At 28.6% G+C, this 25414-nt stretch carries 28 protein-coding genes; 19 read left to right on the forward strand and 9 right to left on the reverse strand.

Going from position 1 to position 25414, the window contains the following annotated elements; all coding sequences use genetic code 11:
• Positions 1-5 precede the first annotated feature (5 nt).
• From purS to argS, 7 genes are read left to right on the forward strand one after another with little or no spacing between them, the layout of a single operon-like run.
• Positions 6-251, forward strand: a complete 246-nt coding sequence (purS, locus tag ASKIR_RS09115) for a phosphoribosylformylglycinamidine synthase subunit PurS (RefSeq protein ID WP_066161941.1) — start codon at positions 6-8, stop codon at positions 249-251.
• Positions 252-253: 2 nt separating this feature from the next.
• Positions 254-925 carry a phosphoribosylformylglycinamidine synthase subunit PurQ gene (purQ, locus tag ASKIR_RS09120; RefSeq protein WP_115588122.1) on the forward strand — a complete coding sequence of 224 codons (672 nt, stop codon included), beginning with the start codon at positions 254-256 and terminating at the stop codon, positions 923-925.
• Positions 926-945: 20 nt separating this feature from the next.
• Positions 946-2019, forward strand: coding sequence for a hypothetical protein (locus ASKIR_RS09125; protein ID WP_115588121.1), 1074 nt, complete (start codon positions 946-948; stop codon positions 2017-2019).
• Positions 2006-2692, forward strand: a complete 687-nt coding sequence (locus ASKIR_RS09130; protein ID WP_066409085.1) for a lysophospholipid acyltransferase family protein — start codon at positions 2006-2008, stop codon at positions 2690-2692. Before ASKIR_RS09125 ends, ASKIR_RS09130 begins: the two co-directional genes overlap by 14 nt.
• A complete protein-coding gene (crcB, locus tag ASKIR_RS09135) occupies positions 2682-3068 on the forward strand; it encodes a fluoride efflux transporter CrcB (protein WP_066161952.1) in 387 nt (128 codons plus the stop codon). The genes ASKIR_RS09130 and crcB overlap by 11 nt, the downstream gene beginning before the upstream one ends.
• Before the next feature lie 60 nt (positions 3069-3128).
• A complete protein-coding gene (locus tag ASKIR_RS09140) occupies positions 3129-3365 on the forward strand; it encodes a twin-arginine translocase TatA/TatE family subunit (RefSeq protein ID WP_066161955.1) in 237 nt (78 codons plus the stop codon).
• A gap of 34 nt (positions 3366-3399) precedes the next feature.
• The gene (argS, locus tag ASKIR_RS09145) at positions 3400-4989 is read left to right on the forward strand and encodes an arginine--tRNA ligase (protein ID WP_115588120.1); all 1590 of its coding nucleotides are present in this window, start codon (positions 3400-3402) and stop codon (positions 4987-4989) included.
• A gap of 16 nt (positions 4990-5005) precedes the next feature.
• Here the strand turns inward: argS and rsfS are convergent, their stop codons facing one another.
• Complete coding sequence (gene rsfS, locus ASKIR_RS09150) at positions 5006-5332, reverse strand: ribosome silencing factor (RefSeq protein WP_066351473.1); 327 nt, start codon at positions 5330-5332, stop codon at positions 5006-5008.
• Positions 5322-5870, reverse strand: a complete 549-nt coding sequence (nadD, locus tag ASKIR_RS09155; protein WP_115588119.1) for a nicotinate (nicotinamide) nucleotide adenylyltransferase — start codon at positions 5868-5870, stop codon at positions 5322-5324. Before nadD ends, rsfS begins: the two co-directional genes overlap by 11 nt.
• A gap of 90 nt (positions 5871-5960) precedes the next feature.
• Here nadD and gap point away from each other — a divergent pair, with 90 nt between their 5' ends.
• From gap to ASKIR_RS09205, 10 genes are all read left to right on the forward strand, one after another.
• Positions 5961-6959 (forward strand): type I glyceraldehyde-3-phosphate dehydrogenase, encoded by a 999-nt coding sequence (gap, locus tag ASKIR_RS09160; RefSeq protein WP_066161969.1) that lies wholly within the window; start codon positions 5961-5963, stop codon positions 6957-6959.
• Positions 6960-6967: 8 nt separating this feature from the next.
• A complete protein-coding gene (locus ASKIR_RS09165; protein ID WP_066161972.1) occupies positions 6968-8170 on the forward strand; it encodes a phosphoglycerate kinase in 1203 nt (400 codons plus the stop codon).
• Positions 8171-8881, forward strand: coding sequence for a triose-phosphate isomerase (locus ASKIR_RS09170; RefSeq protein WP_115588118.1), 711 nt, complete (start codon positions 8171-8173; stop codon positions 8879-8881).
• Positions 8881-9705, forward strand: coding sequence for an enoyl-ACP reductase FabI (fabI, locus tag ASKIR_RS09175; RefSeq protein WP_115588117.1), 825 nt, complete (start codon positions 8881-8883; stop codon positions 9703-9705). Before ASKIR_RS09170 ends, fabI begins: the two co-directional genes overlap by 1 nt.
• 24 nt (positions 9706-9729) lie before the next feature.
• Entirely contained in the window at positions 9730-10938 is a 1209-nt protein-coding gene (gene lysA, locus ASKIR_RS09180) for a diaminopimelate decarboxylase (protein ID WP_066409074.1), read from the forward strand.
• A 9-nt stretch (positions 10939-10947) separates the two neighbouring features.
• Positions 10948-12030: a chorismate mutase gene (pheA, locus tag ASKIR_RS09185; protein WP_066351485.1), complete on the forward strand. Its 1083-nt coding sequence runs from the start codon at positions 10948-10950 to the stop codon at positions 12028-12030.
• Positions 12031-12048: 18 nt separating this feature from the next.
• Positions 12049-13152 carry a histidinol-phosphate transaminase gene (gene hisC / locus ASKIR_RS09190; protein WP_066409072.1) on the forward strand — a complete coding sequence of 368 codons (1104 nt, stop codon included), beginning with the start codon at positions 12049-12051 and terminating at the stop codon, positions 13150-13152.
• 7 nt (positions 13153-13159) lie between these two features.
• Entirely contained in the window at positions 13160-14965 is a 1806-nt protein-coding gene (gene dxs, locus ASKIR_RS09195) for a 1-deoxy-D-xylulose-5-phosphate synthase (RefSeq protein ID WP_115588116.1), read from the forward strand.
• 121 nt (positions 14966-15086) lie between these two features.
• On the forward strand, positions 15087-16109 hold the full coding sequence (locus ASKIR_RS09200) for a cytochrome-c peroxidase (protein ID WP_066351493.1): 1023 nt from the start codon (positions 15087-15089) through the stop codon (positions 16107-16109).
• 97 nt (positions 16110-16206) lie between these two features.
• Positions 16207-17349 carry an MFS transporter gene (locus tag ASKIR_RS09205; RefSeq protein ID WP_228254659.1) on the forward strand — a complete coding sequence of 381 codons (1143 nt, stop codon included), beginning with the start codon at positions 16207-16209 and terminating at the stop codon, positions 17347-17349.
• Here ASKIR_RS09205 and maf read toward each other — a convergent pair.
• Positions 17344-17892 (reverse strand): septum formation inhibitor Maf, encoded by a 549-nt coding sequence (gene maf, locus ASKIR_RS09210; RefSeq protein WP_115588115.1) that lies wholly within the window; start codon positions 17890-17892, stop codon positions 17344-17346. The genes ASKIR_RS09205 and maf overlap by 6 nt on opposite strands.
• A gap of 67 nt (positions 17893-17959) precedes the next feature.
• Here maf and ASKIR_RS09215 point away from each other — a divergent pair, with 67 nt between their 5' ends.
• A complete protein-coding gene (locus ASKIR_RS09215; RefSeq protein ID WP_115588114.1) occupies positions 17960-19249 on the forward strand; it encodes a tellurium resistance protein TerC in 1290 nt (429 codons plus the stop codon).
• Between the two features lie 68 nt (positions 19250-19317).
• The gene (locus tag ASKIR_RS09220; protein WP_115588113.1) at positions 19318-20724 is read left to right on the forward strand and encodes an anion permease; all 1407 of its coding nucleotides are present in this window, start codon (positions 19318-19320) and stop codon (positions 20722-20724) included.
• 36 nt (positions 20725-20760) lie between these two features.
• On the opposite strand, the gene ASKIR_RS09225 is transcribed toward ASKIR_RS09220, so the two are convergent.
• The 6 genes from ASKIR_RS09225 to ASKIR_RS09250 form a co-directional block, all read right to left on the reverse strand.
• On the reverse strand, positions 20761-21507 hold the full coding sequence (locus ASKIR_RS09225; RefSeq protein ID WP_115588112.1) for a sulfite exporter TauE/SafE family protein: 747 nt from the start codon (positions 21505-21507) through the stop codon (positions 20761-20763).
• A gap of 41 nt (positions 21508-21548) precedes the next feature.
• On the reverse strand, positions 21549-23324 hold the full coding sequence (dsbD, locus tag ASKIR_RS09230; RefSeq protein WP_115588111.1) for a protein-disulfide reductase DsbD: 1776 nt from the start codon (positions 23322-23324) through the stop codon (positions 21549-21551).
• Between the two features lie 8 nt (positions 23325-23332).
• Positions 23333-23695 carry a thioredoxin family protein gene (locus tag ASKIR_RS09235; protein ID WP_066162008.1) on the reverse strand — a complete coding sequence of 121 codons (363 nt, stop codon included), beginning with the start codon at positions 23693-23695 and terminating at the stop codon, positions 23333-23335.
• A 78-nt stretch (positions 23696-23773) separates the two neighbouring features.
• Positions 23774-24706 carry a 30S ribosomal protein S6--L-glutamate ligase gene (gene rimK / locus ASKIR_RS09240; protein WP_115588110.1) on the reverse strand — a complete coding sequence of 311 codons (933 nt, stop codon included), beginning with the start codon at positions 24704-24706 and terminating at the stop codon, positions 23774-23776.
• A 9-nt stretch (positions 24707-24715) separates the two neighbouring features.
• Positions 24716-25132: an ATP-dependent zinc protease family protein gene (locus ASKIR_RS09245; RefSeq protein WP_066162014.1), complete on the reverse strand. Its 417-nt coding sequence runs from the start codon at positions 25130-25132 to the stop codon at positions 24716-24718.
• Positions 25133-25184: 52 nt separating this feature from the next.
• Complete coding sequence (locus ASKIR_RS09250) at positions 25185-25409, reverse strand: hypothetical protein (protein WP_066351514.1); 225 nt, start codon at positions 25407-25409, stop codon at positions 25185-25187.
• Positions 25410-25414: the final 5 nt, after the last annotated feature.

Genomic DNA, 25414 nt, shown 5'->3' on the forward strand with positions numbered 1-25414 from the left:
AAAATATGAAAGCAATTGTAAATGTAGGTTTAAAAAAAGGTGTATTAGATGATCAAGGAAAAGCAATAAATCATGCTTTAGGAACTTTAGGATTTAAAGATTTAATATCTGATGTTAGAGTTGGAAAACAGATTATTATTGAGTTAAATTCAAACGATAAAGATAAAGCAAAAGAAGAAGTTACAAAAATGTGTGAAAAGCTTTTAGCAAATACTGTAATTGAAGATTACACAATAGAAATAGTTGGTTAATTATGAAAGTAGCAGTTCTACAATTTCCAGGAACAAACTGTGAATTTGATGCAAAATATGCATTTGATAAACTTGGTTGTGAAGTTGAAGTTATTTGGCACAAAGAGGGTAAACTTCCAGAAAACACTGATTTAGTAGTTGTTCCAGGAGGTTTTTCTTATGGTGACTATTTAAGAAGTGGTGCAATTGCTAGATTTGCAAATATCATGGAAGATGTTAAAAAATTTGCTTCAAATGGTGGAAAAGTATTAGGAATTTGTAATGGTTTTCAAATTCTTTTAGAAGCTGGTTTACTTCCAGGTGCAATGAAAAGAAATGATACTTTACACTTTATATCAAAACATCATCACTTAAAAGTTATAGATAATAACAATGAATTTTTAAGACTTTTAAATGTTGGAGATGTTGTTAATATACCAGTAGCTCATCATGATGGAAACTACTATATTGATGAAACTGGATTAAAAGAGCTTGAAGCTAATAATCAAATATTATTAAAATATTGTACAAAAGATGGTGAAGTTACAAATATGAATGGAAGTGTTTCAAATATCGCAGGAATTTGCAATAAAGAGAGAAATGTATTTGGTTTAATGCCTCATCCTGAACGTGCAATTGAAGATATTTTGGGTTCAACAGATGGTATTAATATGTTGAAAGGATTTTTAAAGTAGATTTTTCTACTTTAAATAATATGAAAAAATTAATATCTTTATTTATACTTTTTTCAACTCTTCTTACTGTAAATCTATTTGCATCAAAAAATCTCTATTTATCATTTTCAAAAATACCAAAAAATATATATGCCAATCAAAAATTTGAGATAAAAGTTGAAGCTTTAGTAACAACTTCAAATTTTACAGATTTAAAAACTGAATTCTTTGAAATGGAAGATATAGATATCATAAATCCAAACTCTCCTTGGAAAAAAATATCAAATAATAAGTATGAAAATAGTTACTATCTTCAAGTTTTAAGCCCTAATTTTAAACTTCCAATTATAAATATCTCACTTTTAAACTATAATGAAGTTATTGATAATGATATTTTAGAGTTAAGTAGTATAAATTATTTAGAGATTGGAAAAAGTGATAAGAGATTTACAAATATTATTGCTGATGATTTAGTTATAAAAGCATATAAAACAAAACAATATAACAATAAAGATGCTCTTACAATTGTAGATATAGATGCAAAAAACTCAAATTTGGGAAATTTTCATTTAAATGAGATAGAAGAGCAAGGAATCTCATCAATTAAAGAGATAGAGAATATTGAAAATTTAGTTTACTATTTTGTAACACCAATTTATCAAAAAAATCTTATATTTACATATTTTAATAGCAAAAATAATAGTTTTGTGGAGATGAAGGTTCCACTTATTTTACAAAATGAGTTAGTAAGTACACAAACTGATTTAAATCCAAATGATTCAACATTTGAAAAATATAAAAAAATCGCTGCCATTGTTGTTTTTGTAATATTTTTCCTACTATTTATTTGGAAAAGAAAAAACAAAATTATATTTACACTTATGTTTATTTCACTTATATTTGCAATTATTTATAATTTTCCAAATCAAAAAGGTTATGTAAGCGAGGGTTCATTTATATATATTCTTCCTACAAAAAACTCAACAATATTTTTTAAGACAACAAACAAAGAGAGAGTTGAAGTATTAGAGAAAAAAGGGCAATTTAAAAAAGTTTTAGGTTTAGATAACAGTTTTATTGGTTGGATCAAGGAGGAGAGTTTTGAAAAAAATTAGAGGTCTTTTTGTAGCAATTCAGTTTTCAATAACAGTTGCATTTGTTATATTTTTTATGTATATATTTAGAAATAACGCTCATAAAGTTATTAAAATTTGGATGACTATTCAGATGTACTTTTTGGGAATTAAGCTTGAAATTGAGGGTAAACTTGATGAGAGTTGTGATTTAATTTTAATAAATCATCAATCAATGCTTGATATTATAGTAATGGAGTATATTCACAAAAGAAACATAGCTTGGGTTGCAAAAAAACAGATAACTGATATGTTCTTTTTTGGTCATATTATAAAAGCTCCAAGAATGATTAGTATTGATAGAGAGAATAAAGCTGGTTTAATTCATCTATTAAGTGAAGCAAAAGATAGGTTAGATAAAGGTCGTCCAATAGCAATTTTCCCAGAAGGAACTAGAGGAGATGGAACTTTTATGGGTGATTTTAAAGCAGGAGCTAAAATGCTTGGAAATAAATATAACCTAAAAGTTCAACCTGTTGTTATGTTTAATACTAGAAATATTGTAGATTCAAAAAGATTGGAAGCATCTTCAGGAGTTGTAAAAGTTGTATTTTTAGAACCAGTTCAAGCTAGTAAAGATAGCTCTTGGTATGAAGATACTGAAAAAAATATGAAAGAGGTATTTTACAAAGAGTATAAAAACTATGTTTCTTGAGTTTAAAACTCTTATTGCAATTGGTATTGGTGGAGCAGTCGGCTCGATTTTAAGAGCCATAACTGTTTTTTACCAAACAAAATATTATCCAGTTGATTTTCCTTTAGGCATTTTAATAGTTAATATATTAGGTTCACTAATACTTGGTTTTGTCTATTTTTATATATCTAATTTTATTGTTTCTGAAAACGTACGATTTCTTATAATTACAGGTTTTTTAGGTGGTCTTACAACATTTTCAACTTTTGCACTTGACAGCTATTTACTATTAAACTCTTCTTTAAATTTAGCAATATTAAATATTATTTTAAATATTTCTGGTTCTATATTTGCAATTTTTCTTGGTGTAAAAATTGCACAATTTATTTTTAAATAGAAAAAAATTTTAAGCTACAAAAAGATATAATATTCTTTATCTTAAAAAAAAGGAATTATTATGGGTATGCCAAGTGGTATGCAATTACTAGTAATTGTTTTAATTATACTAATATTATTCGGTGGTAAAAAAATACCTGAACTTGCAAAAGGTTTAGGAAGTGGTATTAAAAACTTTAAAAAAGCTATAAAAGATGAAGATGAAGAGAGTGCTACAGCTTCAAAAATCGAAGATAGTGAAAAAAAAGCTGATAATAAAGTAGAAGCTACTAAAACTGAAGACAAAACAAAGGCTTAAGCCTTTGTCTTAAAACACCTACAAAGAGATTAAATTGCAAAATATAGTTAAAGATTTTATTGAAAAAAATTTACAAAAAGATATTGTATTAGAGAAGCCAAAAGATAGCTCACTTGGTCATTTTGCAACACCAGTTGCATTCTCTTTAGCAAAAGAGTTAAAAAAATCTCCTATGATTTTAGCTGAAGAGTTGGCTGTAAAGTTGCAAAATCCAAATATTTTTGAAAAAGTTGAAGCTGTAAAAGGTTTTATAAACTTTAAACTATCTAAAAAATTTATAGAAAAATTTACAAATGAAGCTTTACAAAGTGGTGAAAATTTTGCAAAAGGTGAAGCAAAAACTGAAAAGATACTTCTAGAGTATGTAAGTGCAAACCCAACAGGTCCTCTTCATATTGGACATGCAAGAGGGGCTGTTTTTGGAGATACTTTATATAAAGTTGGTAAATATCTAGGCTATGAAATTACAACTGAGTATTATATAAATGACGCTGGTGCTCAAATGCAACTTCTAGGAATTAGCGTTAGTTTGGCTGCTAGAGATTTTATTTTTAATGAAACTGTAGAGTATCCAGAGAGCTACTATAGAGGTGAGTATTTAATCGAAATTGCCGAAAAAATTATAGAAAAATATGGAAAAGATATTATCTATGATGAGAGTAGATTTGAAGAGATGGCAATTTTTGCAAAAGATATAGTAATGCAAATAATCATAAAAGATTTAGGTGATTTAGGAATAAATTTCCAAAACTTTGTATCTGAAAAATCACTTTATAGCTCATGGGAAAATACAAAAACTGTTTTAGAAAAAAATGGTTCACTTTACACAAAAGATGAAAAAGTTTATCTAAAATCAACACAATTTGGTGATGATAGCGATAGGGTTGTTGTAAGAGAAAATGGAATTCCAACATATCTAGCTGGAGATATAATCTATCACAAAAATAAATTTGATAGAGAGTTTGACAAATATATAAATATTTGGGGAGCTGATCACCACGGATATATTACAAGAGTAAAAGCTGCTATTGAGTTTTTAGGAAATGACTCTTCTAAACTTGAAGTTATTTTATCTCAAATGGTTCAGCTACTTAAAGGTGGACAACCTTATAAAATGAGTAAAAGAGCTGGGAATGTCATATTAATGTCTGATATAACTTCTGAGATTGGAAGTGATGCATTAAGATTTATATTCTTAACTAAAAAAAGTGATACTCACTTGGAGTTTGATATTGATATGTTAAAAAATCAAGACTCAAGTAATCCAATTTTTTATATAAACTATGCGCATGCAAGAATAAATCAAGTCTTTGTAAAATCAAATTTAAGTTTTGAAGATATAAAAGATGAGAGCTTTGAAGCTTTAAATAGTGAAGCCTTAAATTTAGTTTATGAATCACTTCTTTTAAAATCTGTTTTAGAGGATGCATTTTCTAAAAGAGATATGCAAAAAATTACTGAATACTTATACAATCTAGCTTCTAGCGTACATAAGTTTTATAATGAGCACAAAATTATTGGAAGTAGTGAAGAAAAAACTTACTTAAAAGTTCTAAGTATGGCAAAGTTAAGTCTAAAAACAGGACTTAAACTTCTTGGGATTGAAGCAAAAGAGATTATGTAATCTCTTTTGTTAAGAATCAGTTTTTAGGCTTTGCAAAGCTTTCTAAAAAATCTTCTAAGTTATATTTTTCTCTATATTTTTCACTCATTAAATGAATAAAAATATCTCCTAAATCAATAACAGTCCAATTCTCATCTTCATCAACTCTTAAAAACTCTTCACCTTTTGGTTTTAAATCTGTTTTTAAATAATCCAAAAGTGCAGCACCATGCTTTGGATTTAAAGTTGTAGCAATTACAACATAATCAACTAAATACTCTTTTGATTTTAAATCAAAAAGTTCAACATCAACAGCTTTTTTATCTTCTAAAATAGCTTTTATATTCTCTACTCTATTTTTCAATTTTTTCCTTTTTTAAGTTTTTTAAATCTTCCCAAATAACTTTTGGAACATAGTTTAAATCTAATTTTTCACGCAGTCTTGTAGAGCTAATATCTATATTTATATCAAGAGTTTTAAACTCACTTGATAATAGATTATATCCAGCTCTTTTAGCCACAACAAACTCTAAATTCTCTCTTAGCTCATCAATATTGTGCCATCTATAAAGAGATTTTAGGTTATCTTCACCTATTATGAAGTAGATTTTGCTAGGATTTAATAAACTTTTAATATATCTAATAGTCTCATAAGTGTAGCTTAGTTTTTTTTGCTTAATCTCATAATCACAAACCTCAACCCTTTTATCATCTTCAAAAACTTTTTTTAAAAGCTTGAATCTAATCTCTGGCTCAAATAAAAAATCTTTTTTAAATGGATTTAGATAAGTTGGAACTATGATTAATTTATCAATATCTAAAACTTCTAGTGCAGTCTTAACTATCTTTTCATGTGCTAAATGTATTGGGTCAAAACTACCACCAAAAATTGCAATTTTCAAAAAAAACTTACCTCAATTTATGAATTAAATTATATTATAGCAATTTTTCGATAAAATATTTGCTATTTAGAATTTTTATAAAGGGATTAGATGGCTATTAAAGTTGCAATAAATGGATTTGGAAGAATAGGAAGATGTGTGGCTAGAATTATTGCCAACAGAGATGATGTTGAACTGGTTGCTATTAATGATACTGCTGAAGCTTCAATGCTTGAGTATATTACAAAATATGATACTGTTCATGGAACTTTTAATGGTGATGTTAAAGTTGAGAATGGTTTCCTAAAAATGGGGAAAATTAATGCAAAACTATACTCAACTAGAGATGCAAATGAGCTAACATTTACTAAAGATTGTGGTGCAGAGATTGTTTTAGAGTGTACAGGTGCATATTTAACTCAAGATAAATGCCAAGTTCATATAAAAAATGGTGCTAAAAAAGTTGTTATGAGTGCACCTGCAAAAGATGATACAAAAACTTATGTTATGGGTGTAAACGAGTCAACTTATGGTGGTGAAAATATAGTTTCAAATGCATCTTGTACTACAAACTGCCTTGGACCAATAGCTAAAATTATAGATGATGCTTTTGGAATTGAAAAAGGTTTAATGACAACTATTCACTCATATACAAATGACCAAAATATATTAGATGTAAAACACAAATCTGATAAAAGAAGAGCAAGAGCTGGTGCACAAAATATGATTCCTACAAGCACAGGTGCAGCTAAAGCTATGCGACTTATTATGCCTCAACTTGATGGAAAACTTCATGGTCAAAGCGTAAGAGTTCCAACTCCAAATGTATCTATGGTAGATGTAAACTTTGTAATCAAAAAAGATACTACAAAAGATGAGATAAATGCTTTATTTACTCAAAAATCAAAAGAGTTAGCTGGTATTGTTGCAGTTGATAATGAAATGCTTGTATCAAGTGATTTAATAGGAAATACAAACTCTACAATTATTGCTACTGATTTAACTCAAGTTATTGGTGGAAATATGATAAAAGTTATGAGCTGGTATGACAATGAGTGGGGATATTCTGCTAGACTTGTAGATTTAGCTGTTTATATATCGAAAAAATAAGGGATAAAATGAAGTTACAAGAGATTAAAAATATAGATATTGCTGGTAAAAAAGTTTTTATTAGATGTGACTTTAATGTTCCAGTTGATGAGTACAATAACATTACAGATGATAGAAGAATTAGAAGTGCTTTAAATACAATTAGATATTGTATTGATAATGATTGCTCTGTTATATTAGCTAGCCACTTTGGAAGACCAAAAGGTGGTTTTGAAGAGAAATACTCACTAGCACCAATTGCAAAAAGATTACATATTTTATTAAAGCAAGAGATAAAATTAGCTCCAAATGTAGTTTGTGAAAAAACTCTACAAATGGCAAAAGAGTTAAAATCTGGTGAAATAATGCTTTTAGAGAATATGAGATTTGAAGCTGGTGAAACAAAAAATGATGAAGAGTTAAGTAAAAAATTAGCTTCAATGGCTGATGTTTATGTAAATGATGCTTTTGGAGTATCTCACAGAGCTCACTCATCTGTTGAAGGTATTGCAAAATATTTTGATATAAATCATAAAGCTGCTGGATTTTTACTTGCAAAAGAGATTAAATTTTTCCACCATATTGTTGAAAATCCTAAAAGACCATTTGTATCAATAGTTGGAGGATCAAAAGTATCTGGAAAACTTGAAGCACTTTATAACCTTGTTCCAAAAGTTGATAAAATTGTAATTGGTGGCGGAATGGCATTTACATTCTTAAAAGCTTTAGGATATGAAATTGGAAAATCACTTGTTGAAGAGGATTTAATTCCTGAAGCCTTAAAAATTATGGAATTAGCAAAACAAAAAGATACAAAACTATATCTTCCTGTTGATATTGTTGTTGCTGAAGCTTTTGATGCTGAAGCTATTGCTAAAATTGTTCCAGTTCAAGAGATACCAAAATCTTGGATAGGGCTTGATATAGGACCAGCAACTGCCTTATTATTTAGTGAAGTTTTAAATGATGCAAATACTATTTTATGGAACGGTCCAATGGGTGTTTATGAGATGGAAAAATTTGCAAAAGGTAGTACAAAAATATCTCACGCAGTAGCAAGTTCATATGCAACAACTGTTGTTGGTGGTGGAGATACAGCTGATTTAGTAAGAATTACTGGTGATGAAGATGATATGACATTTATAAGCACTGGTGGTGGAGCATCTTTAGAGTTAATTGAAGGAAAAATTCTTCCTGGAGTTAAAGCTTTAGTTATTGAGGATGATAAATAAATGGCAATTATTGCAAGTAATTTTAAGACAAACCATACAAGAAAGAGTACTAAAGAGTATATTGAAAAATTAAACTCTTTTATGATTGAAAAAAGTATTCAAAATGAAGTTTTAGTATTTCCAACTTCATGCTCTTTAGACTCTTTTAATATAGTTTCAAATCTTAAAATTGGTGTTCAAAATGCTTATGCTGTAGAATATGGCTCTTTTACAGGTGAGATTGGAAGTTTACAAATTGATGAGTTTGGAATTAAAACTATATTAATAGGTCACAGTGAAAGAAGACATATTTTAAATGAGTCTCAAGAAGAGATTGCAAAAAAATATCAGTTTTACAAAAACTTAGATTTTAAAATAATCTACTGTATTGGAGAGCCTTTAGAGGTTAAAAATGAAGGTTTAGACAAAACTTTAGAGTATATTTTTGAACAATTTGTTGGTATTGATACAAGCTATGAAAATTTAATTCTTGCTTATGAGCCTGTTTGGGCAATTGGTACAGGTGTTACTGCAACAAACGAAGATATCAAAAAAGTTCACAATGCAATAAAATCAAAAATCAACAAACCTCTTCTTTACGGTGGAAGTGTTAAAGTTGAAAATGTAAGAGATATCTGCTCTATAAAAAATGTTGATGGAGCACTAATTGGAACTGCATCTTGGCAAATAGATGATTTTATACAAATTTTAGAAAATACAAAGGATTTATAATGATAATGAAGGGTAAAAAAGGTGTTATTTTAGGTGTAGCAAATGACAAATCAATTGCTTATGGAATTGCAAAAGCTTGTGCTGCACAAGGTGCTCAAATTGCATTTACATATTTAAATGATGCTCTTAAAAAAAGAGTTGAACCAATAGCTGCTGAGTTTGGAAGCTCTAATTTAGTTTATCCTTGTGATGTTTCTAAACCTGAAGAGATAGTTGCTTTAAGAGAATCTTTACAAAAAGATTTAGGCGAGATTGATTTTATTGTTCACTCAATTGCTTTTGCTCCAAAAGAGGGTTTAAGTGGAAGATTCCACAATATCTCAAAAGAGGCATTTGATATAGCAATGGATATATCTGTATTTTCATTAATTGAAGTTACAAAAGAGTTAAAACCTCTTTTATCTTCTAACTCTTCAATTTTAACATTAACTTATTATGGTGGAGAAAAATATATTCCTAACTATAACTTAATGGGAGTTGCAAAAGCAGCTTTAGATATGACTACTAAATATCTAGCAGAAGATTTAGGAAAAGATGGAATTAGAGTAAACGCTATTAGTGCAGGTCCAATCAAAACTTTAGCAGCTGCTGGAATTGGTGATTTTAGATTTATGCTTAAATGGAATGAGGCTCACTCTCCATTAAAGAAAAATGTAACAATTGATGAAGTTGGAAACTCTGGAATGTACTTGCTTAGCGATTTAAGTAGTGCGGTAACTGGTGAAATTCACCATGTTGATAGTGGATTTAATATAATGGGTATGCCAGCAGTTGAGTTTGAAGATGGAAAACCAAAAATTGCTTGGAATGGAACTGATAAATAGATATAAACTTTAATTAGGAGAATTATGAATATAGATTTTAAAACACTTGCACAAAAATATCAAACACCATATTATGTATATGATTTTGATTACATTAAAAAACAGTATACTGAGCTTAAAGAGTCATTTAGAGCAAGAAAATCTCTAATTGCATATGCAGTTAAAGCAAACTCGAATTTAAGTGTAATACAACATCTTGCAAACTTAGGAGCAGGAGCTGATTGTGTTAGTATTGGAGAGGTAAAAAGAGCTTTAAAAGTTGGAATTCCTTCATATAAAATTATCTTCTCAGGTGTTGGGAAAAGTGATGAAGAGATTAAAGAGGCTTTAACTTTAGATATTTTACTTATAAATGTAGAGAGTGCTGCTGAGTTGAACAAAGTTGAAACAATAGCAAAAGAGTTAAACAAAGTTGCAAGAATCTCTATAAGAGTAAATCCAAATATTGACCCACAAACTCATCCATATATCTCAACAGGACTACATGAAAATAAGTTCGGAGTAGATATTGATACAGCAAAAAGAATGTATATTCAGTGTAAAAATAGTGATTTTTTAGAACCAACTGGAATTCACTGTCATATTGGATCGCAACTTACTCAACTTCAACCAATTAAAGATGCTGTTAAAATTGTGGCTGACTTAGTAAGAAACTTAAAAGCTATAAAAATTGAACTATCATTTATGGATGTTGGTGGTGGTTTAGGAATTATCTATGATGAAGAGAAATTAATTGATACATATGAGTATGCACAATCAATTTTAGACTCTATGTTTGGTCTTGATTTAACTGTTATTTGTGAACCAGGAAGATTTATTGTTGGAAACTCTGGATATTTTGTAACAAAAGTTTTATATGAAAAAATAAACGGAAATAAGAGATTTGTTATTGTTGATGGAGCTATGAATGATTTAATAAGACCTGCTTTATATAATGCTTATCATAAAATTGAAGTTTTAAATGATAATAAAAACTTCTCAAATTGTAACCTTGTAGGACCTGTTTGTGAAAGTGGAGATTTTTTTGCAAAAAATATAGATTTACAAGAGACACAAAGTGATGATTTAGTGGTAATTCACAGTGCTGGAGCCTATGGATTTACAATGTCTAGTAACTACAATACAAGAGGAAGAGTTGCAGAGATTGCAGTTGAAAATGGTGTTGATAGATTAATTAGAAGAAGAGAAAAATTTGAAGATTTAATTGCTTTAGAAGAAGAGTTTATAAAATAAGGATTTTGAATGGCAAGTTGTGAAGATGGCTTACTTGAATTAAGAAATAAGCTTGATAATATTGATAATAGACTTCTTGAGCTTTTAGATGAAAGAATGCAGCTAGTTCATAAAGTTGGGGCTTTAAAAGCAAAAAGTGGTGGTGCAATATATAGACCTGATAGAGAGAAGGCTATTATTGATAGACTTGATAAAATTAATAAAGAAAAAAATGGTCTTTTAAATAGAAGTGCTATTGAAGCTCTGTTTTTAGAAATCTTTGCAATATCAAGAAATATTGAACTACCAGAAAATATTGGCTATTTAGGTCCTCAAGGAAGCTTTACACATCAAGCAGCTGAGAGTAGATTTGGAGCTATGAGCTCTTATGTATCTATTAGCTCAATTTTGGGAATTTTTAAAGAGTTAGAGTCAAAAAAGATAAAATTTGGTGTTGTACCAATTGAAAACTCTTCAAATGGAATTGTAAATGACACAATAAATGGATTTACAAATTTTAACTCAAAAATAGTTGCTGAAGTTGTATTAAATATTCATCACACACTTGCAACAACTTGTGATAAAATAAGCGATATAAAAAAAATATATTCAAAAGATATAGCATTTGATCAATGTAGAAAATTTTTAAATAATTTTGGACTAAATGAAGTTGAATTAATTCCAGTTGAATCAACAACAAAAGCTGCAAAATTAGCAGCAATTGAAGCAAATAGTGCAGCAATATGTTCTCATGTTGCAGCAAAACTTTATAATCTTCCAATCTTATTTGAAAATATTGAAGATAAAGATAACAATAAAACAAGATTCTTCATATTAAGTGATTTTGAAAATTCTCAAAGTGGAAATGACAAAACATCTATTTTGGTAAATCTTCCAGATACTCAAGGAGCACTTGTAAAATTTCTAAATGATTTTAACGATGCTGGAATAAATTTAACAAAAATAAAATCTCATATTGTTGAAGGAATATCTATATTTTTTATAGATTTTGATGGACATAAAGATGATGAAAATGTTAAAGAGGTTTTAGATAAACATAAGAGTAGTATAAAGGTTTTAGGCTCTTATGTAAAAGAGATAAAAGATATATAAATTAAGCAAGGAGCTAAAATGAAATTTAATAAAGTGTTGAAGAATTTATCAACTTATGAGGCTGGAAAACCAATTGAGTTAGTTGTAAGAGAGTATGGAATTAATCAAAAAGATGTTGTAAAACTTGCATCAAATGAGAATCCTTATGGGACAAGCCCAAAAGTTGTTGCAAAAATTGAAAGTCTTGCAAAAAATATGTACTTATATCCAGATGACTCTATGTTTGAATTAAAAGAGGCTTTGGCAAATAAGTTCAATCTTAATAGCAAAAATGTAATTATTGGTTCTGGAAGTGATCAAATTTTAGAGTTTGCAGTTCATGCAAAATGTAAAAAGAATTCAAAAGTTTTAATGGCTCAAACAACATTTGCTATGTATGAAATATATTCAAAACAAGTTGGTGCAAAGATTATCAAAACAAAATCTTCTCAACACAACTTAAAAGAGTTTAGTAAACTTTATAAAAAACATGGAGCTGATGTAATTTTTCTTTGTCTTCCAAACAATCCATTAGGGGAGTGTTTAGATAAAGATGAAGTTTATGAATTTTTAGAAACTATTGATAAAAACACATTAGTTGTAGTTGATGGTGCATATCAAGAGTATGCTAGTTTTAAAGATGAGAAAAAAAGAATCTCTCCAAAAGATTTAATAGAAAAATTTCCAAATGCAATCTATCTTGGAACTTTCTCAAAAGCTTATGCTCTTGGAGGAATGAGAGTTGGTTATGGTTTAGCAAATGAGGATATTATTTCAACTTTTTATAAAATAAGAGCTCCTTTTAATATTACAACTTTAAGCTTAGCAGCAGCTATTGAAGCTTTAAAAGATCAAGAGTTTGTAGATGATTGTATTGAAAAAAACTTTAAACAGATGAAAAGATATGAAAAATATTGCCAAGACAATGGTTTTGAATATATACCTTCATATACAAACTTCATTACGATTTTATTCAAAAACTTTATTTCAAAAGAGATTGCTCAAAAACTTTTAGAAAGAGGGATGATTATTAGAGATTTAACAGGTTATGGTCTAAATGCAATTAGAGTTACAATTGGTACTCAAGCACAAAATACTAAGTTTTTTAAACTGCTGACTGAAGTTTTAGAAGAGTTAAAATAGATTTAAAATGCAAATAAAAGATAAATCAATCGAAGAGTTAAAAGAGCTATCTTGCAAAATAAGAGAGCGAATAATTGATGTAGTATCAAGAAAAGGTGGGCACTTCTCATCAACACTTGGTGCTGTTGAATTAACTATTGGAATGCACAAAGTTTTTGATGTAAATAGTGATCCATTTATATTTGATGTTTCTCATCAATGTTATCCTCACAAACTTTTAACTTCTAGATGGGATGAGTTTGAAACAATTAGACAATTTGGTGGATTAAGTGGCTTTACAAAACCAAATGAGAGCTCTGCTGATTACTTTGTAGCTGGTCATAGTTCAACTTCTATCTCACTTGCAGTTGGTGCAGCAAAAGCTATAAAACTAAAAGGTGAAAATAGAGTTCCAGTTGTTATGATTGGAGATGGCTCTATGAGCGCTGGAATGGTTTATGAAGCTCTAAACGAATTAGGAGATTTAAAACTTCCAGTTGTAATAATTTTAAATGACAATGAAATGAGTATTGCAAAACCAATTGGTGCAATTTCAAAATATCTATCAAAAATATTAGCTGGAAAAACTTATCAAAGTTTTAAAGCAACAGTTGATAAGTTTATACGAAACAATATGCCAGAAGGTACAACTTATTTAGCAAAAAGAATTGAGAGCTCAATTAAACTAATAACTCCTGGTATTTTATTTGAAGAGATGGGAATTGATTATATAGGTCCAATTGATGGACATGATATAAAAGAGATTATAGAGACTTTAGAAATAGCTAAATCTATGAATAAACCAGTAATTGTTCACGCAAGAACTGTAAAAGGAAAAGGTTATAAAATTGCTGAAGGACAACATGAAAAGTGGCATGGAGTTGGTCCTTTTAATGTTGAAGATGGAGAGTTTATCAAAAAAAGTACACAAATAAGTGCAACTGAAGTATTTTCTAACTCTTTATTAAATTTAGCAAAAAAATATGAAAATATTGTTGGTGTAACTGCCGCCATGCCAAGTGGAACTGGAATGGATAAATTAATGAAAGAGTTTCCTTCTCGTTTTTGGGATGTAGCAATTGCTGAACAACATGCAGTTACTTCAATGGCAGCTATGGCAAAAGAGGGATTTAAACCTTTTGTTACAATCTACTCTACATTTTTACAAAGAGGTTTTGATCAGATAATTCATGATGTTTGTATTATGAATCTGCCTGTTGTTTTTGCAATGGATAGAGCTGGAATTGTTGGAAATGATGGTGAGACTCATCAAGGAGCTTTTGATATTAGTTTTTTAAGATTTATTCCAAATATGATTTTATTTGCTCCAAGAGATAACGAAACATTGGAACTATCTTTAGAGTTTGCCTATGCTTTAAATAGTCCTTGTGCAATTAGATATCCAAGAGGTTCATTTAAAGATTTAGAGTACAAAGCTTCTAAATTTGAGTTAGGAAAAGCAGAACTACTTAAAAATGGAACTTCAAATAAGCTTTTCATTGGATATGGAAGTGGTGTATCAAAAGCCATTGAAGTTGAACAGCTTCATAGTGAAGATATAGCAATATTAGATTTAAGATTTATAAAACCAATAGATAAAAATATCTTAAAAGATTTATCAAAAAAATATGACTCTTGGTATGTTTTTAGTGATTCACAAAAACAAAGCGGTGTAGCAAGTGCTATTTTAGAGGCTTTAAATGAAGAGAATATAAAAAATATCTCTTTAAAATCATTTGAATTTGAAGATAATTTTATAGAACACGGCGACACTAAGCTTGTTGAAGACTCTTTAGGTCTTCTTCCAAAACAGTTAGTTGAAAAGATAAAATAGGATATTTTATCTCCTATTTTATAAGTAAAAATTATAATATTGTTTATAAAAATAGATAAAACTAAGCTCTAATTAATAAAAATTTTCCTATGATTTCTTAAATCATTTAGGAGGATTTTATATGAAACTAAAAATTTCTTTAGCACTATTTTTAGGTGCAACTACACTTTTTGCTGATCAAGCATTAATCACAAAATCAAAAAACTTTGGTTTGGAGCCTATCCCATCGGATAAAAAAGCTTTAATGAAATTAATTGATGATAAAGCAGATCCAATAACAGATGCAAAAGTTGAACTTGGAAAAAAATTATATTTTGATCCAAGACTTTCAAGAAGTAATTTAATATCTTGTAACACATGTCATAATCTAGCACTTGGTGGAGCTGATGGTGTTCCTGTTGCAATTGGACATGGATGGACTGCAAATCCACACCACTTAAACTCTCCAACAGTTTATAACTCAGTATTTTTTAAAGCACAATTTTGGGATGGAAGAAGCCCTCACTTAGCTGATCAAGCAGCAGGTCCAATTCAAGCAGGTCCAGAGATGGCTGCACCTCCAGCACTTGTTGAAGAGAGAATTAATTCAATTCCAGCTTATGTAGATGAGTTTAAAAAAGCTTATGGGAAAAATACAAAAGTTGATTTTGATAAAATCACAAGTGCAATTGCTACATTTGAAAGAACTTTAGTTACACCATCAAGATTTGATAAATTCTTAGAAGGTGATGCTAATGCTTTAACAAAAGCTGAAAAAGAGGGATTAGAGTTATTCTTAAATAAAGGTTGTACGGCTTGTCACACAGGAATTGCTCTTGGTGGAACAATGCAACCATTCCAAGTTGCAAACCAATACAAATTTATAAGTGTTGGTGACTTTACAGGTGATGAGAACGGTATGGTTAAAACTCCATCTTTAAGAAATATAACTGAAACAGCTCCATATTTCCACAATGGACAAATCTGGTCTTTAGCAGAGGCAGTTAAAGAGATGGGTTCTGTACAATTAGGAATAGAAATTTCTGATAAAGAAGCTTCTAAAATTGTAACTTTCTTAAAATCATTAACAGGTGAAAAACCAGCTATTGTTTATCCACAACTTCCAGAATCAAACGATAAAACTCCAAAACCTTCATTTGATTAAAAACTAGGGATTTTTCCCTAGTTTTACTATTTTGCTTAACTTTAAACAAATATTTTTAAGAGTAGAATTAGCTTTTTTAAAGGCTAGGTAATCTATTTTGAAAAGTAATCTATTAATTATCATATATGGACTAATTGTTACAATGTCTGTAATGTATGCAACTCAACCACTTCAACCACTTTTAGCCACAAAATTTGAAGTAACTATTACAGAGGCTTCACTTTTTACAGCTGTTATTTTGTTTTTTTTAGCAGTTGCACCAATAATATACGGTTATATTTTAGAGAAAGTTTGTGCAAAAAAGATGTTAATAAATGCATCAATAGTTCTATTAATCACAAATATTTTTTTAGGTTTATCAAATAGTTATGAACTATTTTTATTTTTTAGAGTTTGTGAAGCATTAGTAATTCCAGCAATTTTAACTTCACTTATGAGTATTTTGGCAAATATAGATAAAGATAATATTAAATTTAATATGTCTATTTATGTTGCTGGAACAGTTTTTGGAGGACTTGTTGGAAGAGTTTTTTCAGGGTTTATTGCAACAACTTTTTCTTATGAATATGTATTTTACTCTTTGTCATTTGCTATATTTATCTCTATTTTATTAATTAAAAAACTAAACTTTAATGGTGAAGCTAATATTATAAAACCAAAAATTTTAGATGTCTTAAACATATTAAAAGATAGAAGATTTGTAATAGTATATTTTGTAATGTTTTGTATATTTTTTGTATTCTCAGGTGTTTTAAATGTGCTTCCTTTTAGAGCAAAAGAGTTATCAAGTGATTTTTCTGAGTTTCAAATTGCTCTTTTATATTTAGGATATGGAATGGGAATTTTAGTATCATTAAACTCTAAAAAAATAGTAAATTTTTTCAAGGGTGAAATAAATACCATATTATATGCAACAATATTTTTTATCTTTACTATATCATCACTATTTATAGAAAATATTTTATATCTTTTTTTACTTCTATTTTTAGTTTGTATAGGAATGTTTACAGCTCATACAGTTAGCACTCAACTTGCAAACTCTATTCAAAAATCACAAAAATCTTTAACTTCTGGAATGTATTTAACCTTTTACTATCTAGGAGGAGCAACAGGCTCACTTGTTCCATCAATGATATACAAAGCATTTAATTGGAATATAATGCTAATTGTATTTGTGATTTTACTTTTAGTTGTAGCTTTAGTTGTAGCTTTAAACAAAGAACTTTTTAAAAATTTATAATTTTAAAAAAGGTATTAATTTTTCAATGCTAAGTCCCATAGCTGTAGTTTCAAGACCAGATACCTTTTTTATATAAGGTTTGCAAAAACCTTCAACCATAATTGCTCCTGCTTTTCCAAAGCACTCACCACTTTTTAAATAGTTTAAAAGATCATCTTCTTCAAATTTTTTAAACTCATAACTTGTAATAGATATATCAATTAACTCAATAGATTTTGATTTATAAATCATACAAGTAATTACAGAAGTTTTATTTCCACTTTGAAGTTCTAGCATATTTTTTGCATCTTCATAATCTTTTGCTTTTCTTAAAAGTTTACCTTCACAAGTTACTACACTATCAGCAACCAAAAGTGGTATTTCAATCCCATATCTATTATACAACTCATCAAATTTTCTCTTTGTAGCAGCATAGCAAAACTCTTTAGGATTTGAAGTTGTTATACTATCCTCATCAAAACTTCCACCACTTTGTATAAAATCAATCTTAAAATCTTTTAGTATCTTTGCTCTTGTTGGCGAATTTGAACCAAGTCTTATCAATTTTTTCCTTTTTTCCTTGAATTATACTAAGTTTTAATATAATACGATTTTAAGATATAGGATTTTTATGTTGGCACTTTCAAGATTTTCAGGATTTTTAATATTTTTATCATTTATTTTTACACTCTACTCATACTTTTTTAATGAAAATCTTCAAATAGTAGCTGTTGTATCAATTTGGTTAGCTGCTACAATTTTGTTTTTTACATTAAAAAAGAGAAAACTTATATCAATACTTCTACTTTTATCCTTTTTATCCCTTTTATACTGCTATTTTAATGATATAAAAATAGATTTTTACAAAGCATTTAGTATAAATTTATATCTTCTAAATCTTTTAATAGCAGTTGGATTTTTAAAACTTATTGCAACTCCTAGAAGTGAAAAGGGTATTGAACTTCCAAGTGGAAAAAGCTCATTTATAAAAACATATTTAAGTATTCATCTATTTGGTTCAGTTATAAATCTATCAGCCCTACTTTTGGTTGCTGATAAAATGTACAAAAAAGGGAAATTGAGTACTTTACAAATAGTTTTACTTACTCGATCATTTGCAAGTGATGCTTACTGGTCACCTTTTTTTGTGGCATTTGCAGCTGCTATTACTTATGCTCCAAATTTACAAACGCTTACAATAATCTTTTTTGGAATATTTTTAGCAATAGCAACTTTTATAATTACGCTAATTGAAGTAAACTACAATAAAAAGTTTGATTTATCAACATTTCAAGGCTATCCTTTGTCTTTACAAACACTTTTTATTCCACTTCTATTAGCTATTTTTGTTCTATTTACTCACCATTTTTACGAAGATCTTAAAATTATTGTTTTAATCTCACTTTTCTCTTTACTTCTTACTCTTTTTATTTTACCTATAAAAAAAGGTTTTTTTGAAAGTTTTAAAATATTAAAATTTTATATTATTGATGACTTACCAAAAATGAAGAGTGAATTAACACTATTTTTAGTGGCTGGTATTTTTGGAATTTTTATAGGAACTACTCTTTTATCATTTGATTTTAAACTCCCTTTTGAAATTTTTGATTACAAAACAGCTTCAATTGTTTTACTTACTTTTATAATTTTAGGTTTTATTGGAATTCATCCAATTATATCTATATCAATTTTGGGAGATTTTTTTGTCAACGCAAATCACACTCTTCTTGCTATGACTTTTTTAATGTCATGGGCAACAACAGTATCAACCTCTCCAATATCTGGGTTAAATCTAACTTTAAGTTCAAGATACTCTTGCAATCCAAAAGAGATTTTTAAATTAAATATTGTTTATGCAATCAAGATTTATTTTGTATGTCTTATATTTTTATATCTTTTATCGCATTTTTTAAACATTTAATTTTATCTTATAATAAGATTGTAATAAAAATATATTATAATTACTTAATTTTTTTATAAGGAGTTTTTATGTCGTCACGAAATATAAAACTACTAATACCTGTTCTTGTAGCAGTTGTTATGTGGTTTATACCAGCACCAGAAGGCTTGTCACAAAATGCATGGCATTTTTTAGCAATATTTTTAGCTGTAGTTGTTGGACTTATTCTTGAACCAATTCCAGCAGCACTAATTGGTTTTGCAGGTGTGGCTTTAATAGCTGCATTAGGATTAATTGGAAATCCAACAATGAGTATAAACTGGGCTCTATCTGGTTTTAGCAATAGTGTTATTTGGTTAATATTTGCGGCTTTTATGTTTGCACTTGGTTACAAAAAAACAGGTCTTGGAAAAAGAGTATCTTTGCTAATGGTTAAATATATGGGTAAAAGCACTTTAGGTTTAGGTTATGCAGTTGCATTTTCTGATTTAGTTTTAGCTCCATTTATGCCTTCAAATACAGCAAGAAGTGCTGGAACTATCTATCCAATAGCAATTAATATTCCTCAAATTTTCAACTCACTACCAAATAATGAGCCACGAAAAATTGGATCTTATATTACTTGGGTAGCAATAGCTTCAACTTCTGTAACAAGCTCTATGTTTTTAACAGCTCTTGCTCCAAACTTACTTGCAGTTGATTTAATGGGAAGACATACACAACATACACTTACTTGGATGGAGTGGGCAACTATAATGGTTCCAATTATGATTCCACTATTTTTGCTAACGCCTTGGTTAACTTATGTTATTTATCCACCAACACAAAAGAAATCTCCTGAAGCTCCAAAATGGGCAGCTGAAGAGTTAAAAAAACTAGGAAATGTTACATTTAAAGAGTATTTAATGGCAGGACTTGCAGTTGTTGCTTTAGTTCTTTGGATTTTTGGAAAAGAGATAGGAATAAATGCTACAACAACTGCTATTTGTGTTATGACTGTTATGGTTCTTACAGGAATTATCTCTTGGGATGACTTACTAAGTGAAAAAGCTGCATTTAATGTATTTATATGGTTCGCCACTTTAGTTGCACTAGCCGATGGATTAAAAAGAGTTGGTGTTTTAGATTTTATAGGTAAAAACTCTGAATCTATGCTATCAGGACTTGATACAATGGCTTTAATAATATCTCTACTTGTTTTATTTTATGTACTTCACTACTTCTTTGCTAGTACAACTGCTCATGTTACTGCATTAGTTCCATTATTTATGGTTATTGCAACAACATTTATACCAGCAGATCAAATAATTCCATTTATGGTTTTACTTGCAGGAAGTTTAGGAGTTATGGGAATTATTACTCCTTATGGAAGTGGACCAAACCCAATTTGGTATGGTGCTGGATATATCTCTCAAGCAAAATGGTGGGGATTAGGAGCAATATTTGGTGGTTTATATCTAATATTTATAATTTTAGGTGTATTTATATTTATGTAATATATTATGAGGATGGGCTAATATCCCATCTTCAATTTAAAAAATTGTTTGTAAAATCAAAGCTATTGCCATAAAAAATAAAAAAGCTTTTATAAATTTAAAGTAACTATCTGAAGCTATCTTTTTTCTTAAATTAAAACCTATCATCAAACAGATTCCAACAATTAAAAGATTATATAAAGATATTTCTAATATCTCTTGAGTAAATGAACCATGAGCTATGAAAATAGCTATTTGAATAATTTTTCCAAACATAAAACAGAGATTTGTAGATTGAATTATCTCTTTTTTAGTATGTCTTGATTCTAAAGAATAGATAATTAATACTAATGCCATAACATTTGTTAAACCACCAATAACTCCAGCACTTAAACCAAAAATAAAAGTTGCTAAATTTGGTTTACTTCTTACCCAAGGCATTTCAAAAGATATTTTTTGGCTAAAAAGATAAAAAAGAATTGAAATTGCTAAAAGAAATTTAAATACTTCAGAATTACTATAAATCAAAATTTGTGTCCCTATTGCACTTCCAATCATTGCAATAATAGCCAAAAGATAAAACCTTTTTATGGTTTGTAAAAAATTTCCTTCAATAATTAATACACTTAAATTTAATACTAAAGTAGGAATCGCAACATATATAACAGCTGTTTTCATATCTGTCACCATTGCAAGAAGAGGAGTTGCTATCATAGGAAAGCCAAAACCAATAGTAGCTTGAACTAATGCCGATAAAAAAATAACAATAGAAGCAAAAATTAAAAATTCTGTAGTAAATTCCATAATAAATCCTAAAAAAAGGATTTATTATATATTAAAGATATTTAATTCTTGAAGTTTTTATCTAAGATTTCTAAAAACTCTTTTGGATTTTTATATCCAACAATCTTTGCACTTTTTACCTCTTGTTTATTCTCATCCCAAAATATTAACGCAGGTGGTCCAACAACTCCAAATCTTTTTTGAATTGCCTTATCATCATCACTATTTTGTGTAACATCAACTTTTAAAAGTGTAAAATTTTGAAGTCTTTTAATAACCTCATCATTTTTAAAAGTAATCTCATCTAACTCTTTGCATGAGACACACCAAGTTGCCCAAAAATCAAGCATTATAGGGTTTGAAGATTTTAAAATTGCATCTTCAAGCTCTTTTATATTTTTTATTTTTATAAATTTAAGCTCATCTTCTTTTACAAAAGATTTATTACTTGTAAACTTTTCAAGTGGTTTTAAAACATTTGTAGCACCACTAATAGCACCTACAAGTAAAATCACTCCAATAATTGTTATAACTAATCTTATTAACTCAAAGATTAAATGCGTATATATTTTTAAATAAATACCAGTTCCTAAAAATAAAAGTGCCCATAAATATATAGTTATACTTGGATTAATAACTCTTTCAAGTAGCCAAATAGCAACTGCTAACATCACTATTCCAAATATTTTTGTAACACCTTGCATCCAACCACCTGGCTTTGGCATAAATTTACCAGCTCCAGCTCCTATTAAAAGAAGGGGAACTCCCATTCCTAAACTCATTACAAAAAGTGCCAATCCACCAAGAAGTGCATCTCCTGTTTGTCCTATATAAACTAATGCTCCTGCAAGTGGAGGAGCAACACAAGGACCAACAATAAGTGCTGATAAAAATCCCATAATAGCAATTCCTAACATTCCTTGCTTCTCTTTACCATCAGTTGTTTTATTTATCTTTGTTTGTAAAGATGCTGGAAGTCTTATTTCAAAATATCCAAACATTGAAAAAGCAAGAGCTATAAATATAAGTGCAAAAACTACCAAGACATAAGGATTTTGTAAACTAGCTTGTAAGTTTGCACCAAAAATTCCTGCAATAACTCCTGCTAATGAATATGCAAAACTCATAGCTAAAACATAAACAAAAGACATTAAAAAGCCTTTTTTGGCACTCATACTCTCATTTTGAGAAGCTTTAACAATAATAGAAGACAAAATTGGAATCATAGGAAAAACACAAGGGGTAAATGCTAATAAAAGACCAAATCCAAAAAATGTTGCAAGAACAAGAATTGTGCTAGAATCTTTTAAAACAGTTGCTATTGAGTCTGTTTCACTTAAATTTTCATTTTCTAAAACTTCTTTTAAAACTGGTTTTTCGTCTCTTTTATTTAAGTTATCCTCTAAAGTTTGAACAACTACATTATTTAAATCAATAATAGTTTTTTCACTCATAGGAGCATAACAAAGCCCTGCTTTTGAGCAACCTTGAAATTTAAACTCAATTTCATACTTATTTGAATCTAGTTTTGATTTTAATAAACTATATGAAATATTTATATTTAAATCATCAAAATGAACAATAAAATCATCATAAACAACTGGTTTTGGAAGTTCTAACTCTTTTAAAAGTTCAACTTTTTTTGGTTTTGTAATATTTATTTGGAGTTTATCATCATATAAATATATATCTTTTCCTAACTCTAATTTTATAACTAAGTTATCTTCATTTTGTACAAAATTTACTTTAAAAGCCTCTTCTGGTTCTAAAACTCTATTTTCAAAATCTAGTGAAAAAGAGTAGACAAAAAGTGCTAAAAAGAGAAATATTTTTTTCATTTTCTATCCTACTTAAAATCTATTTTTGAACTCTCTAAAAGCTCTTGAGGTGTTTTTATTCCAACATACTCTTTAATTGGTTTACCATCTTTAAAGTATATTAAAGTTGGTAATTTTTTTACTCCATATCTTTTTGCTAAAACTAGTTCATCTTCAATATTAACCTTAAAAATCTCTACATTATCAGGTTTTATAATTTCGAAATCTTCTAAATTTACTGCTAATATTTTACAAGGTGGACACCAAGAGGCATAAAAATCAATAATTGCATTTTTACCCTTAATTTTTTCATCAAAATTATCAATATTTAACTTTTCATATGCATTTAAAGAGATTAAAGAAAGTAGTGCAAAAATAAAAATTTTAATCATTTATAATCCTTTTTTAAAAATAGTTTATATTATATTAAATAATAGTAAACAATTTGCTTTAAGAATTATAACTTTTAATTATGCACCAATACTATCTTTTTTTAATTTTTTTCTTTTTTGATTATCTGTAGTAGTTGGATTTACGCTATTTTGAATATAATCTATAATTTTCTGAGCTACATTAATATTTGTTGACTTCTCAATTCCTTCAAGTCCAGGACTTGAGTTTACCTCCATAACCAAAGGTCCTCTTTTTGAAATTATCATATCAACACCACAAACTCCAAGTCCCATAGCTCTAGCAGCTGCAAGTGCTGTAGTTTTTTCTTTTCTATTTAATTTATAAATAGAGGCATTTCCACCTTGATGAAGATTTGATCTAAAGTCACCTTCAGCTCCTTGCCTTCTCATTGCAGCAACGACCTCTCCACCAACTATAAATACTCTAATATCACTTCCATTTGCCTCTTCAATATACTCTTGAACAAGCAAATTTACATCCATTCCATAAAAAGCATCAAGAACAGATTTTGCAGCTTTTTTACTATCTACTAAAACAACTCCAACCCCTTGTGTCCCTTCTAAAATTTTTAAAACCAAAGGTGTTCCACCGCTTAAAGCTATTACATCTTTTGCATTTGATTTATTTGATGCAAAAACTGTTCTTGGTAAATCAACACCATTTTTTGATAGAACTTGAAGACTTCTTAACTTATCTCTACTTCTTGTAAGTGCTAAATTTCCAGTTGTTGAAAATACATCTTGCATCTCAAAGTGTCTTACTATTGCTGCACCAAAAAATGTTCTACTTGCTCCAATTCTTGGAATTATTGCATCTGGAACTTTTAAAACCTCTCCTTCATAATTTACAACAAGCTCATTTTTCATAATCTCAATTGTACATTTTAAATAATCAATAACTCTTGCTTCCCAACCTTTATTCAAAACCTCTTCATACAATCTTTTTGTCGAATAAAGATTCTCATTTCTTGACAAGATATAAATTAACATTATAGTTTCCTATTTTAATATATTTTTTTTTGAAACATCAACTAAAAAACGATTTTGCAAAAACTTTCTACCTATTAGCATAGGGTATTTCATATCTGCTCTTGAAGTTAGTGATACTACTGTTTGATAGATTTTTCCAGCAAATTCAACTTTAACTTTTATAGAGGCTCTAGTTTGAACAACTCCATTTGAACTTTTAACACTTTTTATTTTGAAAAGTGGCATTTTTACTCTTTTATTATGATAAGAGGGATGAATTTTATCTAGTAGTCTAAAGTGTACAAAATTAGAATCATCTACAAAGATATCATCGCAGTGAAGTGAGTTTGAGTAAGCTCCTGTATCAATTTTTGCATCTAAATCAAAAAGTTCTAAATCCAAAATAGATATAGGCTCTACTCTTCCTATTATTTGCAGCTGTGACATAATCACCCTTTTTTAAAATAAAGCAAATTATATCACAATAAAAAACTTAGCTCTACTTTTTTAACTCTTTTGCTTTTTGTAAAGCTAAAATAACCTCATCAATATTATCGTATGGAATATGAGATTTCCATTGAACATCTTCACCTGTTAAAGAGATTCCAATACTTACTATATCAGCAGTATTTGCTCCATAAGGCTCACTTACATTTGAAACTGTTATTTTTCCTTTTTTTGTTCCTGCTAAATCAAATTCAGCTATTTTTGTAGTTGTTGACATTTTAT

It is taken from the genome of Aliarcobacter skirrowii CCUG 10374 (assembly GCF_003544835.1).
Taxonomy (GTDB): Bacteria; Campylobacterota; Campylobacteria; order Campylobacterales; family Arcobacteraceae; genus Aliarcobacter; species Aliarcobacter skirrowii.

What these genes read in the sequence shown, in the direction of transcription:
- ASKIR_RS09235 (WP_066162008.1), bottom strand. Translation starts at nt 23,695, where the DNA reads ATGATTAAAATTTTTATTTTTGCACTACTTTCTTTAATCTCTTTAAAT.
- lysA (WP_066409074.1), top strand. Translation starts at nt 9,730, where the DNA reads ATGAATATAGATTTTAAAACACTTGCACAAAAATATCAAACACCATAT.
- ASKIR_RS09245 (WP_066162014.1), bottom strand. Translation starts at nt 25,132, where the DNA reads ATGTCACAGCTGCAAATAATAGGAAGAGTAGAGCCTATATCTATTTTG.
- ASKIR_RS09215 (WP_115588114.1), top strand. Translation starts at nt 17,960, where the DNA reads ATGTTGGCACTTTCAAGATTTTCAGGATTTTTAATATTTTTATCATTT.
- dsbD (WP_115588111.1), bottom strand. Translation starts at nt 23,324, where the DNA reads ATGAAAAAAATATTTCTCTTTTTAGCACTTTTTGTCTACTCTTTTTCA.
- pheA (WP_066351485.1), top strand. Translation starts at nt 10,948, where the DNA reads ATGGCAAGTTGTGAAGATGGCTTACTTGAATTAAGAAATAAGCTTGAT.
- ASKIR_RS09200 (WP_066351493.1), top strand. Translation starts at nt 15,087, where the DNA reads ATGAAACTAAAAATTTCTTTAGCACTATTTTTAGGTGCAACTACACTT.
- hisC (WP_066409072.1), top strand. Translation starts at nt 12,049, where the DNA reads ATGAAATTTAATAAAGTGTTGAAGAATTTATCAACTTATGAGGCTGGA.
- rimK (WP_115588110.1), bottom strand. Translation starts at nt 24,706, where the DNA reads ATGTTAATTTATATCTTGTCAAGAAATGAGAATCTTTATTCGACAAAA.
- purS (WP_066161941.1), top strand. Translation starts at nt 6, where the DNA reads ATGAAAGCAATTGTAAATGTAGGTTTAAAAAAAGGTGTATTAGATGAT.
- purQ (WP_115588122.1), top strand. Translation starts at nt 254, where the DNA reads ATGAAAGTAGCAGTTCTACAATTTCCAGGAACAAACTGTGAATTTGAT.
- gap (WP_066161969.1), top strand. Translation starts at nt 5,961, where the DNA reads ATGGCTATTAAAGTTGCAATAAATGGATTTGGAAGAATAGGAAGATGT.
- ASKIR_RS09140 (WP_066161955.1), top strand. Translation starts at nt 3,129, where the DNA reads ATGGGTATGCCAAGTGGTATGCAATTACTAGTAATTGTTTTAATTATA.
- dxs (WP_115588116.1), top strand. Translation starts at nt 13,160, where the DNA reads ATGCAAATAAAAGATAAATCAATCGAAGAGTTAAAAGAGCTATCTTGC.
- ASKIR_RS09220 (WP_115588113.1), top strand. Translation starts at nt 19,318, where the DNA reads ATGTCGTCACGAAATATAAAACTACTAATACCTGTTCTTGTAGCAGTT.
- fabI (WP_115588117.1), top strand. Translation starts at nt 8,881, where the DNA reads ATGATAATGAAGGGTAAAAAAGGTGTTATTTTAGGTGTAGCAAATGAC.
- crcB (WP_066161952.1), top strand. Translation starts at nt 2,682, where the DNA reads ATGTTTCTTGAGTTTAAAACTCTTATTGCAATTGGTATTGGTGGAGCA.
- ASKIR_RS09165 (WP_066161972.1), top strand. Translation starts at nt 6,968, where the DNA reads ATGAAGTTACAAGAGATTAAAAATATAGATATTGCTGGTAAAAAAGTT.
- ASKIR_RS09170 (WP_115588118.1), top strand. Translation starts at nt 8,171, where the DNA reads ATGGCAATTATTGCAAGTAATTTTAAGACAAACCATACAAGAAAGAGT.
- ASKIR_RS09225 (WP_115588112.1), bottom strand. Translation starts at nt 21,507, where the DNA reads ATGGAATTTACTACAGAATTTTTAATTTTTGCTTCTATTGTTATTTTT.
- ASKIR_RS09250 (WP_066351514.1), bottom strand. Translation starts at nt 25,409, where the DNA reads ATGTCAACAACTACAAAAATAGCTGAATTTGATTTAGCAGGAACAAAA.
- ASKIR_RS09125 (WP_115588121.1), top strand. Translation starts at nt 946, where the DNA reads ATGAAAAAATTAATATCTTTATTTATACTTTTTTCAACTCTTCTTACT.